The 14,558-nt window shown below is 53.8% G+C and carries 13 protein-coding genes; all 13 read right to left on the reverse strand.

Annotation, left to right across the window (positions count from 1 at the left end):
• Positions 1 to 38: 38 nt before the first annotated feature.
• Positions 39 to 509: a type IV pilin protein gene (locus tag BMZ63_RS12400; protein ID WP_091705940.1), complete on the reverse strand. Its 471-nt coding sequence runs from the start codon at positions 507 to 509 to the stop codon at positions 39 to 41.
• On the reverse strand, positions 499 to 3,471 hold the full coding sequence (locus BMZ63_RS12405) for a PilC/PilY family type IV pilus protein (protein WP_227663587.1): 2,973 nt from the start codon (positions 3,469 to 3,471) through the stop codon (positions 499 to 501). Before BMZ63_RS12405 ends, BMZ63_RS12400 begins: the two co-directional genes overlap by 11 nt.
• A 12-nt stretch (positions 3,472 to 3,483) precedes the next feature.
• Complete coding sequence (locus tag BMZ63_RS12410; protein WP_091705941.1) at positions 3,484 to 3,849, reverse strand: hypothetical protein; 366 nt, start codon at positions 3,847 to 3,849, stop codon at positions 3,484 to 3,486.
• Between the two features lie 11 nt (positions 3,850 to 3,860).
• Positions 3,861 to 4,361 (reverse strand): pilus assembly PilX family protein, encoded by a 501-nt coding sequence (locus BMZ63_RS12415; RefSeq protein WP_227663588.1) that lies wholly within the window; start codon positions 4,359 to 4,361, stop codon positions 3,861 to 3,863.
• Positions 4,361 to 5,458 (reverse strand): PilW family protein, encoded by a 1,098-nt coding sequence (locus tag BMZ63_RS12420; protein ID WP_227663589.1) that lies wholly within the window; start codon positions 5,456 to 5,458, stop codon positions 4,361 to 4,363. Before BMZ63_RS12420 ends, BMZ63_RS12415 begins: the two co-directional genes overlap by 1 nt.
• Positions 5,455 to 5,982 carry a type IV pilus modification protein PilV gene (gene pilV / locus BMZ63_RS12425; RefSeq protein WP_091705943.1) on the reverse strand — a complete coding sequence of 176 codons (528 nt, stop codon included), beginning with the start codon at positions 5,980 to 5,982 and terminating at the stop codon, positions 5,455 to 5,457. Before pilV ends, BMZ63_RS12420 begins: the two co-directional genes overlap by 4 nt.
• Before the next feature lie 11 nt (positions 5,983 to 5,993).
• On the reverse strand, positions 5,994 to 6,590 hold the full coding sequence (locus BMZ63_RS12430; RefSeq protein WP_091705945.1) for a GspH/FimT family pseudopilin: 597 nt from the start codon (positions 6,588 to 6,590) through the stop codon (positions 5,994 to 5,996).
• A gap of 147 nt (positions 6,591 to 6,737) precedes the next feature.
• Complete coding sequence (gene ispH, locus BMZ63_RS12435; RefSeq protein ID WP_091705947.1) at positions 6,738 to 7,691, reverse strand: 4-hydroxy-3-methylbut-2-enyl diphosphate reductase; 954 nt, start codon at positions 7,689 to 7,691, stop codon at positions 6,738 to 6,740.
• Positions 7,692 to 7,869: 178 nt separating this feature from the next.
• Entirely contained in the window at positions 7,870 to 8,322 is a 453-nt protein-coding gene (gene fkpB / locus BMZ63_RS12440) for an FKBP-type peptidyl-prolyl cis-trans isomerase (protein ID WP_091705948.1), read from the reverse strand.
• A gap of 17 nt (positions 8,323 to 8,339) precedes the next feature.
• Entirely contained in the window at positions 8,340 to 8,861 is a 522-nt protein-coding gene (gene lspA, locus BMZ63_RS12445; protein ID WP_091705950.1) for a signal peptidase II, read from the reverse strand.
• Entirely contained in the window at positions 8,861 to 11,680 is a 2,820-nt protein-coding gene (gene ileS, locus BMZ63_RS12450; RefSeq protein ID WP_091705952.1) for an isoleucine--tRNA ligase, read from the reverse strand. The genes lspA and ileS overlap by 1 nt, the downstream gene beginning before the upstream one ends.
• A 29-nt stretch (positions 11,681 to 11,709) precedes the next feature.
• Positions 11,710 to 12,678 carry a bifunctional riboflavin kinase/FAD synthetase gene (gene ribF, locus BMZ63_RS12455; RefSeq protein WP_091705954.1) on the reverse strand — a complete coding sequence of 323 codons (969 nt, stop codon included), beginning with the start codon at positions 12,676 to 12,678 and terminating at the stop codon, positions 11,710 to 11,712.
• A 113-nt stretch (positions 12,679 to 12,791) separates the two neighbouring features.
• Positions 12,792 to 14,399 (reverse strand): murein biosynthesis integral membrane protein MurJ, encoded by a 1,608-nt coding sequence (gene murJ / locus BMZ63_RS12460; RefSeq protein ID WP_218141245.1) that lies wholly within the window; start codon positions 14,397 to 14,399, stop codon positions 12,792 to 12,794.
• Positions 14,400 to 14,558 lie beyond the last annotated feature (159 nt).

The following is a 14,558-nucleotide window of genomic DNA, read 5'->3' on the forward strand; positions in this document are numbered from 1 at the left end:
CTCCCACCCATGAGCCGCTTTATTCTCCAAATAATGGATTATTCACTCCAAGTATTTTCATCTGAGTCAAAGCTGGAATCACCATCTGCATCCCAACGCCTAGCGCCAGTAGAATCCAACTCAAGCATGCCATCCCCTGCCTGGGCTCCCTTAGGGACAGCCCGAAGAGTATATGAACCGGCAGAAGCCGACTCTATGGTCAGGTCATAATACTTAGTATTACCATCGACTGGCGCCTCATCGGGATATATGGCGGGGGAGCCCGTATCTCCCCCCCCACTAGCGGCCCCAAGATAGCTATTATTCGTCGCGTAATGCCGTTCCATTGCGGAGGCCAACCCCATTAACGCTCCCTGCGCGTCTGAACGACGTGTTTTTTCTACATGATTCGTATAACTCGGATATGCAATAGCGGCAATAATCCCGATTATTGCGACTACGATCATCAATTCGATGAGAGTGAAGCCCGACTCCCGATTAATTCGCATATTTAGGTCCTCAATCTTCATACCAATAGGTCTCGACCACGCCCTGAACGGTGTCAATTGTTTCACATTCAGTACCTACGCATATGACATCGGTATCATCAACTCTCATCCTTTGTGCACTAGGTGGCAGCCCAGCTGTACTCAATGTCATGTATCGATCCTGCCTTGTCAGTTCATCATCTGACCCCAAACCATCATAATTTCGTACTGCTACGCCATTAAAAGCAGACACATGATAGAGCCGAGACGTACCGGTAGCTGGCAAACAGGGGTCGTCGCTAGCTTTTGGCTCGTAAGTAGTAAAAAATATTTCATTATTTACGGTCGTACTTTCAGACAAAACTTTTTCGCCGGGATTATCCAAGCGAATAAACCAACCTTTAGAACCTGCCAGCTTGGCCGCTTCGTCACCACGAACCTCCTCACTCTCTCCATCTTGGATAAGGTTATCTGTAGCATCATAGAGATCATCCTCCGTGATTGGCTCACCATAATCCACTCTCTCCTCATTTGGATCATCCGGATCTATTGGAGGGGCGCTTACATCGGGAATACGAAGCATATACAAACGATCCTTTACATCCGTATCGAGTGGATGAGCCTGATACCCTGATCCAATAACCAGTCCTAGCTCACGCCTTGCTCCTATTTTTATGCCGAACAAATCGGGAGAGTGATAGAAACGACGATTGCTCTCTTCCTCGGTCTCATTTAACCCACTCTGAGAACTACTAAGGTTAGCAATCCTTCCTCCCGTTATCGCAATTTCGCTTTTCTTATTATTCGTTTGAGTGACGACAACATCAAACCGAAAAATCTGCCCACCCATGTCACCGACATAAATTTGGTCAAATAATCCATCACCATTAATATCCAGCACTTTCGGCGACGCAGGAATACTATAATTCATTGAAGAAAGCTCTAGGTCTGCACCACTGCCCTTTGGTCCAGCCCACCAGAGCCGTTCGCCTGTTTCAGCGTCGGCGATAAACAGGGCTCTCCCTTCGGAGTCTTCCGTCCGCACATTTACATCATCCTGCTGTTCATCATAGCCACCGCCGAAAACAAGGACGTCTGTGCCATCGGCAAACTTAGCCTTGACTGGCGTTGACCAGCTTTGAGCCAGTTCTTCATAGTCAGAGCCATCAACTCCTCCCGTAATGGACCACATTAACTCTGGTGAAGTTCTATCGGTCACATCAAGGGCATAGTAGCTTTTCCCGCCTCGACGCATACCTGAGAAAATTCTTACGAAGTCCTCACTAGAACTCCCTATTTCACCGTCATTTTCTGCGTCATAACTCCACTTAACAACAGACCCATCCATCCCATAAACTTTATCGGAAGCATCTGTGCTATTCATTAGTGCGGACTGATTATCCAGCAACTCTCTTGGAATAAAGGAAAAATAACTTCCCCCGGAATTTCCATCAATTGCATGAATAAATCCTTGGTTGTCACCGTAAAAAACAGTTGTGTCCTGTTGGTTGACATCTTGGTCAGCAGAATAAATTACCAACTGAGGAACCGAATGCAGAGGATCAGCGAGGAACTTCCGTGAATCAGAAGTTGATTGATCCCCATCGTCATCATTCACATCCACTCCACGGGTCCAACGCACGAGCTTCTGAAAATCGTCATCGCTCATGCCAGGCATACCGAAGTCAGATTTTGTCAAGTTATTATTATTTTCCAATAACTGGTTCTGAGTATCACTCAGATCTGAGCGATTCGAGGCTAGATTAGAAAAAACATTTCGAGTCGGTACATCATCTGAAAGTTGCGACGCAGCCCCGCCTAACCCAACATTAGGGCCATCTACAACAGGGCTCCACCAGCTCTTAGCCGAATCTTTGAAGAATCCGGTTGTATCGTCAATAGCTTCGTTCCCGTTCACATCAACAACAACTGCTCTTTCTTGACCATCTGCCCCTTCTCTAACCTCTAACTTATATCTTTTTAAGTTTCCGTTCCATATAGCGCCAAGGTCAGACTGAAATAGTGCATAATACAGGGTATTTAGATGATTCAATCTATCGAAGGTATTTACCGCAACGCCCGGAGAAACATACGTTGTTCCTTGAGCTCTAACCGCCTGGTAAAAATCATCAAAGGCAGCAGATAACCCACTTTCATCACTCGCCAAATAATAACTACCACCACCAGAATCTGCTGTATCGGAGAGGAGCTGTTGATTGGTATGAAACCCGACTGTACTTGTTGTGACAAACTGCCTGCCTTCAAGGTTATTGAAGAGATCACCGGAAGAAAGATATCCAGCAACTTCATCTAGACAGTTGTCATTTTCATCACCTGAACTCTCAGTACCACATTTCTCTCCAATATAGTCACTGATAAAGCTATCACTATCGTCAGACTGAGGCTCCCCATCGGTTAAGAACACGACATAATTCTTTTGGCATTGATATTTCACCGGAGAATCATAAACCTCACCATTCATCACTTCATCTATAGGATCAAAATCGTAATAGGGAGTTTCACCCTTGAAATACCTGCCAACTTCTGTAAGTGCCTCGGCCATCGGAGTACTACCCCCTGCCTGAAGATCATTTACAGTGAGTTTTAGTGAATTAACATTAGCCTGAACATCGACATCCATGGGTGGGGATAGAATCTTCGATCCTCTATACTTGGCCCAGCAGGTTCCATACCAAGGACAGTCAACGTCCTCTTCGATATTGAATGTTGCCAAGCCAACATTGACACCGCTCATGTCATCGATAAGCGAATTTGTTACATCTTTTACAACCTGCAAACGGGATTTATCTCCGCCACCTGTTTCGGACATGCTTCCAGAATTATCTATAAGAAACATTATATTTGGCTTTACAACCTGGGATGCGCCTGGTGGCGCAAAAAATATTTCCGTATCATCAGCCAGAGACGACGTTGCGGATGACAAGGTAAGGACAAAAAACATCTTATAAACAAAAATCTTAAAAAAAATCGACTTATTAAACATATATCCCACCTTTCACCTATCCCCCAAAAAGGACACTCGGAAAACCATGCCGCTTTCTTTATCAACATGAACAACTCCGAACTTCCCCTCAAAATCTTGGAGGCTTGATTCATCAATATGCGAACCTGAGGCACCTGTCACCTTAATTCCGGGCGCTGCTAAAAGTGTAGAAGGGCTACAGTTATTACACTGCTCAAGCACTACCCCTAATATAGTTTCATCATCCGCCAAAAAGTCCAGAATGAATCCCTCGATCACCTCAACCTGTGGATCAATCAGCTTATCTACATCACGTTCCTGAGATGCTAGCGGCGAACAATAAGCGGAGACCGCCAGAATTGCCGCAACTGAAATGGAGAACTTTTTAAAAAGATACATAGAGCCACCAATCAATAATATTCGATCCCTTTATAAACTCTGGCAGAAGCCCCAGTATTAGCCATATTTGCTTCCCCTGTCAGTTCATAGCGAAAACCCTTCAAGTTATTACTGCTCTCATCTGCATCCATAGAGCTTCCACTAGTAACAAAAACCTCTCCCAGAAATCTCGCCTGGTAGCTTCCGGAAATATTATTTTCAGAGTCCAATGTCACATCCACTACACTGCTTAAATCATCCCCACTCTGCATGGACTCTCTTAAAAGATCTAAGTTGCTGTCATAAACATCGTCCAGCAGCGCCTGCAAAGTACTTTCTGCAGCCTGAAAAGCACGGTTCGAATTCTGTGAATTAATTGCCATTCGTTCTTGCATGACCGAGGTATTCATTCCTGCAACCCCAATCAACGTTAGGACCAGCAACACTATAAGAGATACGACGAGAACAGCCCCATCCTGTCTAGATCCGCCGCTGGAATTAGCATTAACTTTCATGGCTGCCTTAGATCTCATTAGTCCCGGTTCCTTAGCGTAATTGTCGTGGTGAATGTGCGGCGCAACCGATTGTCCTCCGGATGGGTCACCGTACCACCACTGGATGACGCAGTTATTATTTGCCCTGGAAGACTATAATCAGAACTGTCCACGTCATCCCTTACTGGATCTGAATGGCTGATCAACATCCCAAGACGTAAAGCGACAACAACGCCCATGTCATCCACTTGATCTGCCGGTCTGAAGCGGATATTCCCACTTGGCAAGCGCTCTCCATACTCTATTTGGAGGTTTTCTACACCTTCAACAATTTCCTGGGGAGCTAGTGCTGTACCGTCAAGATTATTAACTTGTCGATACAGCGCAAAAATATCTCCACCTCGTGCGTCATCCCTTCCCGTATCAGCAACAAAATAGGCCGAAGATGAAAAGCGCATTATTCGAGCAGATGATTGATAGGCCTGGCCCAATCGGTTCGTAGTGTTAACGTTGTTTGCATGAGCCCATGTGCCAGAACTCGGATTACTTGAAATTCTGAAAAGATCAGCAGCTTCACAGTCAGAAATCATCACAATGTCATTCTGAGAAAACATATCAATGTCGTCACCCGCAACTTGTATATTCGCGTTATTGGCACTCATGTTCCCGGTCAACTCGATCTCCATCGTATCGCCTCTCTGGACCACGATTACATCGCTTCCAATGACTGCTGACGACTCTATGGGCTCATCATCAAACTCTGTCCCGCCTGCCCAGTTAGAATCTGTGACTTCCCAGCCCCTGAGTGTTGATTCAAAAAAATCGGTGGTGGGTGGGTTATTAGCAATAATATTCATAGTCACTGAGTTAGGGTCAGCACACCCTTGAAAGCCGACCATTCTCATATCTCTGGCCATGACATCCGTCGCAATTCGTGCGGACTCCTGAATTCTTGCAAGCGCCGTACTCATTCTGGATGTTTGGCTAGAATCTATGTATACCGTAAAAATTCCCAGAATAAGAGCAGAGCTAAGAGCAAGCGCTATCATCAGCTCAACAAGAGATAACCCTCTCTCGTTACGATAAGCTCCCGCCACTAACACTTCTTCATAATTTTTATTCATCAGAATGCTCACAAAGCTAGCTGCACAGAATAAGAGTTGTCGCTGTCTATCTCGCTCCCATCCCGTGAGACCTCCTCCCAAGTAATCGTTATTGTGTATACTGACGTTCCCGCATCTCGCTCAATTTCTCCTTCCCCACCCGGAAGTAACGCCATATCACTTCCAACACCTTGAATCTCACGGGTCCACTCTACGAGGTCCCGAGTTACCTGCGCAGTTGGGGGGCAGCCCGCATCGCTGGTGACACAGTCCGGCAACTTTGTGCTTGCACCATCCGTTGAAAACCCGGCGTAATCGGTGACATTACTTTTGTTAGCGCGCATCCGATCAGCCATATCGTAAGCTAGCACCGTGGCTTGAGTTCGCAGATAAGCCCCCTGATTATTTCTCATACCTTCAAGAACTAATGCGGCCAAACCCAAGAGGCCAATAGCAACAATGAAAAGAGTCACTAGGATTTCGATTAAAGTGAAACCTTTCAAGCTAGCCGGATTAGTTGTGGCAAAGAAAGGCCACCTAGCGCTCATCTGCTCCATCTCTCTCCCCACTAAGGACAACTGATATCGTTACCGTCATAATCATTCAGAATTCCATTGTCATCAGTGTCTCTCGCTAAATAGGCTTGACCAGAAGCGTTTATAGACACTGCGCGAGCCTGACCTGCACCTCTCTCATCACAAATGATGAACGTACCTGAGCCGTCATCCCCGACCGAGAGGCTTCTAGGGAACCCCTTACTATCAAATTGGATGTAATTTCCACCACTGCTTGTCATTCCCCGTATTCTCAGTGAGTTGCCACCCCCCAATGCGCCTTGGACTTTGAGCAACTCATCACTGCCATCGAGAGTTCTGTCCATATCCTCGTCGTAAAAAATAATAATTCCAGTTTCGAGAGCATTATTCCCACTGCATGTAGCCCCATCGGTCGAACCACAAACGGTTACAACTCCACCCAATACTTTTGATGCCTCGCTTCTCGCATAACTTATCAAGCTAGTGACCTCGTTCGTTTGGGCAGTCAAACGATTATTCATAACCACCTCTCGAAACGAGGGAATTGCATACATCGAGACTATAGCCAAAACAGCTATTGTCACGATCAGCTCAATCAGCGTAAAACCGCTGTCGTGTTTCCTGAACATAATCCACTTCCATTAAGACGTATTGGAAGGTTAAGTAACATCCATCAAGGATGCCATGCCAGGGCGACAAGCGGCACGTTTACGGGGATAAACGGAAAGGAAGAATTCAGAAATGTGATGCGGGTCAAACAGGCCGGGCGGCCGAAGTCACGAAACCTCGACCGCCTCGATACGCAGCTCACGGGGCATGGAGAACACGATGTTCTCTTCACGGCCGGAGACTTCCTCCGGCTCTTCACCGCCCAGTTCTTTCAAGCGATTGATCACTTCAGCCACCAGTACTTCCGGGGCGGAGGCACCGGCGGTCACGCCAATGGCAAACTTGTCTTCAAGCCATTGCGGGTCAATCTGCGAGGCTTCGTCTATCAGGTAGGCCGGGGTGCCCATGCGCTCTGCCAGTTCCCGCAGGCGGTTGGAGTTGGAGCTGTTGGGGGAGCCCACCACCAGCATCAGGTCGCAGTCGTTGGCCAGCTGTTTGACCGCATCCTGGCGGTTCTGGGTGGCGTAGCAGATGTCGTCCTTGCGCGGGCCTTCTATCTCGGGGAATTTGGCGCGCAGGGCGTCGATCACCCGGGCGGTGTCGTCCATGGAGAGGGTGGTCTGGGTGACGAACGAGAGGCGTGACGGGTCTTTCACTTTCAGGTTGGCGACGTCCTGCTCGTCTTCCACCAGGTAAATGGCGCCGCCATTGCTGGCGTCGTACTGACCCATGGTGCCTTCCACTTCCGGATGGCCTTCATGGCCAATGAGGATGCACTCGCGGCCATCGCGGCTGTAGCGCATGACTTCCATGTGCACTTTGGTGACCAGTGGGCAGGTGGCATCGAAGACTTTCAGCCCACGGCGTTCGGCTTCGTTCTGTACCGCTTGTGAGACGCCGTGGGCACTGAAGATGACCAGTTTGTCGTCGGGCACTTCGTGCAGTTCGTCCACGAATACGGCGCCACGGTTACGGAGGTTGTCAACCACGAATTTGTTGTGGACGACTTCGTGGCGAACGTAGATGGGCGCCCCGAACACATCCAGCGCGCGGTTCACGATTTCTATGGCGCGGTCTACGCCGGCGCAGAAGCCTCTGGGGTTTGCCAGTCTGATTTGCATTATCTTGCCTTTGCTATTGGTCGCCCGTGGGCTGCGGGGATGCATTATCCGGGACACGCGGTGAATACGTCCATGTAGCTTGACTGCAGCATCCCTGCTGCAGACAGTCCCGGATAATGCATCCCCACACCCCACTGACTATGGCGCAGCCGGCAAACGCCGGTTCCGAACAGGTCTTTTAGTGCGTCGGCCCTGCCGGTTCTACGTCCAGAATTTCCACTTCAAATTCCAGTGTACGCCCCGCCAGCGGATGGTTGAAGTCCACATCGACTTCGTCGCCTTCCACGCGGCTGATTACACCGGGCAGTTCCTGTTGGCGCGCGTCGGCGAAGGACACCACAACGCCCGGCTCCAGCACCATGTCGGCGCTGAATTCGTGGCGTTTGAAGCTTTGTACGTTGCTGGGGTTGTGCTGGCCGAAGGCTTTTTCCGGGGTGACTTCGTAGGCGGCGTGGTCGCCGGCTTTCATGCCCATCAGCAGGGCCTCGAAGTTTTCCGGCAGGTTTTCGTCACCGATTTCCAGGGTGGCCGGGTCTTTGTCGAAGGTGGTATCCACCACGTCGCCGTCTTTGATTTTCAGGGCGAAGTGCAGTTTTACCCGGGTACCTTTATCTATAGCTAAATCTTTCATGAGTGTGCGTCACTCCTTCAGGCATCGCCGCCGTCGGCGGGTTTGCGGAATAAGTCGAGTATCATCATGGCCGCGCCAATGGTGATGGCGGTGTCGGCCAGGTTGAAGGCGGGAAAGTGCCAGTCCTGCCAGTAAAAGTGCAGGAAGTCGACCACGTAACCGTGGACGACCCGGTCATACACATTGCCCAGGGCGCCGCCGAGTATCAGTACGATGGCGATGGCGGTCCAGGTTTCATTGGTCTTGAGTTTTCGCAGCCAGGTCACCAGCACCACGCTGACCACCAGCGCCAGTGCCACAAAGAACCAGCGTTGCCAGCCGTCGGCATTGGCCAGGAAGCTGAAGGCCGCGCCGGTGTTGTGCAGCAGCGTCAGGTTGAAGCTGGGCAGTACCGGTACCGGGTTGGCGTAGGTCAGCATGGCCGTGGCCATGGCTTTGGTGCCGAGATCCACCACGATTACCAGCACCGCCAGCCACAGCCATTTGAGCTTGCTGCCTGCCTTGCCTTCAGTCATCACCACGCCTGTCAGTCCGCTCATCAGGCATAGGCGCGGGTTTCACCCGGGCCTTCCACGTTGGTTACGCAGCGGCCGCAAAGGTCGTCGTACTGCTCGTTCTGGCCGACGTCTTCACGGTGGTGCCAGCAGCGCTCACACTTGGGCTTGTCAGACGGTGTTACTTTCACCATCAGGCCTTCCAGACCGGTTTGCTCGGCGCCCCCGGCTTCGCTCACCGGCTTGACGGTGGCCTCGGAGGTGATCAGCACGAAGCGCAGCTCGTCGCCCAGGTGCTGGAGTTTTTCAGCCAGCTGGCCTTCGCAGTACAGCTCCACTTCGGCGGTCAGCGAGCCTTTGATTTCACCACGGCCACGGGCGTCTTCCAGGCATTTGTTGACGGCTTCTTTCACCGCAAAAATATCGCTCCAGTAGTCACGGCCCAGCTCGGAGTCCGCCGGCAGTTCGGTCAGGCCTTCGTACCAGGTTTCATAGAACACGGTATCGCCGCGCTCGCCCGGCAGGTGCTGCCAGATTTCGTCGGCGGTGAAGCTCAGGATCGGCGCAATCCAGCGCACCAGGGCTTCGGCCACGTGGAACAGCGCGGTTTGCGCTGAACGCCGTGCCAGGCTGTCAGCCTGGGTGGTGTACTGGCGGTCCTTGATGATATCCAGGTAGAAACCACCGAGGGTGGATTCACAGAAGTTGTACACTTTGTGGTAAATCCGCAGGAAGGCGTAGTTGCCGAAGTCCTCGTGAATTTCCTTCTGCAGCTGCAGGGCCTTGTCCACCATCCAGCGGTCCAGGGCGATCATGTCCTCCGGGGCCACCATGTGCTGTGCCGGGTCGAAGCCGGTCAGGTTGCTCAGCAAAAAGCGCGAAGTGTTGCGAATCCGGCGATAGCCGTCGGCGGTTTGCTTGAGAATGCCCTTGGACACGGTCATCTCGCCGCTGTAATCGGTGGCCGCCACCCACAGGCGCAGGATGTCGGCACCCAACTCGTTCATGACTTCCTGGGGCGCAATCACGTTGCCCTTGGACTTGGACATCTTGTGGCCCTGGCCATCCACGGTGAAGCCGTGGGTCAGTACCTGCTTGTAGGGCGCCACGCCGTTGATGGCAATGGATGTCTTCAGCGACGACTGGAACCAGCCGCGGTGCTGGTCGGAACCTTCCAGATACAGGTCCGCCGGGAACTGGCCCAGCTCTTCGCGAACCCGCAGCACGGAGTCATGGGTCACGCCGGAGTCGAACCAGACATCCAGAGTGTCGGTCACTTTTTCATAGTCGTCGGCGTCCGCGCCCAGCAACTCACCCTGATCCAGTTCGTACCAGGCGTCGATGCCATCGGTTTCAATCACATCCGCGACTTTTTCGATCAGTTCTTGAGTGTTCGGGTGCAGGTCCTGGGTTTCCTTGTGCACGAACAGTGTGATGGGCACGCCCCAGGTACGCTGGCGTGAGACACACCAGTCCGGGCTCTGCTCAAACATGGCTTCAATGCGGTTCTGGCCCCAGGCCGGCACCCAGCGCACGCCCTTGATCGCTTCCAGGGCGTCGGCGCGCAGGTTGAGCTTGTCCATGCTGATGAACCACTGTGGCGTGGCCCGGTAGATCAGCGGGGTCTTGGTGCGCCAGCAATGCGGGTAGCTGTGGCGGAATTTTTCCGAGCGAACCAGCTTGCCCTCACGCTCCAGCGCGGCGCACACTGGCTCATCGGCCTTGTACACGTGCACACCGGCAAATTCTTCCGCCGCCTCGGTGTAGGTACCATCGGCCTTCACCAGGTTCAGGGTATCGATGCCGTATTCCTTGCCCACCTCGAAATCTTCCAAACCATGGTCCGGGGCGGTGTGAACGGCACCGGTACCGGCGTCCAGGGACACGTGCTCGCCCAGGATCAGCGGCACCTGCTTGTCGTAGATCGGGTGATGCAGCGGCTGCTTCTCCAGCGCCGCGCCGGCGACGTTGGCCAGCACCTTGTAGTCTTCCACACCCCAGCGCGCCATGATGCCTTCGACCATGTCCGTGGCCAGGATCAGACGTTCCGGACCATTGCCGGTATCCACCTGCACCAGCGCGTATTCCAGGTCGGCACCGATGGACACCGCCTGGTTGGCAGGGATGGTCCATGGGGTGGTGGTCCAGATCACTACGGAAACATCGCCCTCACCTTCGTTGGTGCCGAAGGCCTTGAGCACATCCTCCGGGTTTACAGCGGTGAAGCGCACATCAATCTGGGTGGAGGTCTTGTCCTGGTACTCCACTTCGGCCTCTGCCAGTGCGGACTGACCCACCACACTCCAGTAGACCGGCTTGTATCCACGCACCAGGTGGCCCTTCTCAACAATCTTGCCCAGCGCCCGGACAATGCCCGCTTCCACTTTTGGGTCCATGGTCAGGTAAGGCTTGTCCCACTCACCCATCACGCCCAAGCGAATGAAATCGGCTTTCTGACCTTCAATCTGTTTGGCGGCGTAATCGCGGCAGGCCTGGCGGAAGGTTTTGTAGTCCACCTTCTGGCCGGCCTTGCCGATGTCCTGCTCCACCTTGTGTTCGATGGGCAGACCATGGCAGTCCCAACCCGGCACGTAGGGCGCGTCGTAACCCATGAAACCACGGGATTTGACGATCATGTCCTTGATGATCTTGTTGACCGCATGCCCGATGTGAATGCTGCCGTTGGCGTAGGGAGGGCCATCGTGCAGGATGAACTTGTCACGGCCTTCACGCTGCTTGCGCAGGTTGCCGTACACGTCGAGATCCTGCCAGCGCTTGAGCATGTCTGGCTCGCGCTTGGCCAGGTTACCGCGCATGGGGAAGGCGGTTTCCGGCAGATTCAGGGTATGCTTGTAGTCGCTCATGTCTGTGTGCGCACTCTTTGGTTGGTCAGTTAGATAGTTTCATCGGCTGGGTGGTTGGCCAGCCAGGCCCGGGCCTGCTCGAAATCCCGGGCGATCTGTTGGCGCAGATCGTCAACAGAGTCGAATTTCACTTCATCCCGCAGGCCATGGCGGAATATGACGTCCAGATGCTGGCCATAAAGTGTGCCAGTAAAGTCAAACAGGTGCACTTCCAGCGAAGGCCGCTTGCCATCCACCGTCGGCCGCAGGCCAATATTGGCCACGCCATCAAGATGCTCGCCGGTATCGGTGATCGCCCGAACCACATAGACGCCCCGCAAGGCTGGCATCCGGTGCAGCAGAATATTGGCGGTGGGCGCACCCAGTTGGCGGCCCAGTTGGCGGCCATAAACCACCCGGCCATGAATGCGGTAAGGATGGCCGAGCAAACGCTGCGCCTGATCCAGTCCGTTCACATTCAGGGCATCACGAACCCGGGTACTGCTGACCCGCCGGCCGTCCAGGCTGACCGTCAGAGTGTTTTCTACGGTAAAGCCGCGCTCTGCACCCACCTGCTCCAGCAAATTGAAATCCCCGCCCCGGTCACAGCCGAAGCGAAAATCATCGCCCACCACCAGGTGACGTACGCCCAGGCCCTCAAGCAGAACGTCCTCAATAAAGCCCATGGCTGAATAACTGCGAAAGCGCTCACCGAAACGGATACACAGCACCACATCCACGCCTTCGGCCAGCAGGGCTTCGAATTTCTGGCGAAACGGCATGAGCCTTGGTGGTGCCTCACTGCCCTGGAAGTATTCCCTGGGCTGGGGCTCAAAGATCATCACCACCGATGGCACACCCAGTTCGCGGGCTTTTTCTTTCACCTGTCCGATAATGGTCTTGTGGCCCAGATGTACGCCATCAAAGTTGCCGATGGTGGCCACACAGCCGTGAGCCAGCGGCGAATCTGCCCGCCCGGACAGTCGCTTCAGATTGGTCAGGCCTCGAATCAAGCGCATTTACCGCGAACCTTCCGTTGCCAACTGGCTTTGGCGCACGGGCAAACACCCGGCGCTGGTGAGAAAACGCGCGATTATACCCCAGGAGCGGGGTGGGTAGAAATCAGGCACCACTACTTCTGCCGGAACTGACGTACCCGAACCCCCACCACGGCCAGCGCCAGGAAATACGCCAGCACACCGGCGACCACCAATACAGACATTTCAGCGGCCCGTTGCCAGCCGCCCAAAGCCAGCCATTCGGCAACCGGCACGTTCAGCCAGAGCACCACGGCAGCCAGCGCCCCATTGGCCGCTGCTAGCTGCAACAGGAATTTCGGCCAGCCGGGCTGGCTTTGCCAGGCCCCTTCCTTGCGAAGGCCACGCCAGAGCAGATAGCCGTTCAACCAGGCCGACAGGGAGGTTGCCAGCGCCAACCCGGCGTGGGCCAGGGGGACAATCAGGGCAAGGTTAAACGCCATGTTGGCGACCATGGCAATCACGCCGATTTTTACCGGAGTTCTGGTATCTTCCCGGGCGAAGAAACCGGGCGCCAGCACCTTGATCAGCATGAACGCCAGTAAGCCGGCGGAATAGGCCCGCAGGCTCTGCGCCGACATGGCCACATCCCGGTCGGTCACCTCGCCATAATGGAACAGCGTGGCAATCAGGGGTTCAGCCAGCAGTGCCAGCGCGAGCGCGGCGGGCACGCCTATCAACAACACCGCGCGCACCGCCCAGTCCAGCGTAGCGGCAAACTGGTCCGCCGAGGCAGCGGCGTGCTTGCGGGACAAACTGGGCAAAATCACCGTGGCTATGGCAATACCAAACACGCCCAACGGCAACTCCGACAAACGGTCGGAATAATACAGCCAGGAGACGCTGCCGGTTTGCAGGAACGACGCCAGCACGGTATCCAGCAGCAGGTTGATCTGGCTCACCGACACTCCGAACAGGGCCGGCGCCATGAGTTTGAGAATGCGACTGACACCCTCGTGGCGATAATCCACCCGCGGGCGTGGCAACAAGCCCAGGCGCATCAGAAACGGTAACTGGAAGAACAGCTGCAGTGCGCCTGCAATCAGCACGCCCCAGGCCAGCGCCATGACCGGCTCCTGCATCAGCGGGGTAAGGAAAACGGCCGCGGCAATCATGGACAGGTTCAGCAAAACCGGCGTGAAGGCCGGCACCGCAAAGCGGTCATAGCTATTCAAAATGCCGCCGGCAAAGGCGGTCAGGGAAATCAGCAACAGGTACGGGAAGGTAATCCGCAGCATGTCGCTGGTCAGGGCGAATTTGACGTCATTGTCCAGGAACCCCGGGGCAAAGACCGCCGTCAATACCGGAGATCCCAGCATCGCGACCAGGGTCACCGCCAGCAGCACCAGGCCAAGCGACCCCGCCACCGCATCCACCAGGCGCTTTACTTCCGAGATGTCCTGTTTCTCCCGATAGGACGACAACACCGGCACAAAAGCCTGAGAGAATGCCCCCTCGGCAAACAGCCGGCGCAGAAAGTTGGGAATCTTGAAGGCGACAAAAAACGCGTCCGCTCCGGCACCCGCGCCGAAATAACGGGCGATTACCATGTCCCGCACCAGGCCCAGCACCCGGGAAAGCATGGTCATCACCCCTACCAGACCGGAGGACCGCAATAACCCCGGGGCCCTGGGTGGCTCTTTGCTGACCGGTGTATTACCGGACGATTCAGGCTTCACAGGTGGCTGTGGTTCGGATGGCATGGGTCAGTATCCGGGCATCAGGGTCAAAAACAGAAGTTAAGCCGGCAAGGCATTTCGGTAATCCACATAACGGCGCAAACCCCATGGAATCACACCAGCTCATGGGTTGCGGGAGTGTACCACAAGCCCTGAGCACACCCGCATTCAACCGCCATGGAT

The organism is Marinobacter persicus, from assembly GCF_900114155.1.
In the GTDB taxonomy this organism is placed as follows: Bacteria; Pseudomonadota; Gammaproteobacteria; order Pseudomonadales; family Oleiphilaceae; genus Marinobacter; species Marinobacter persicus.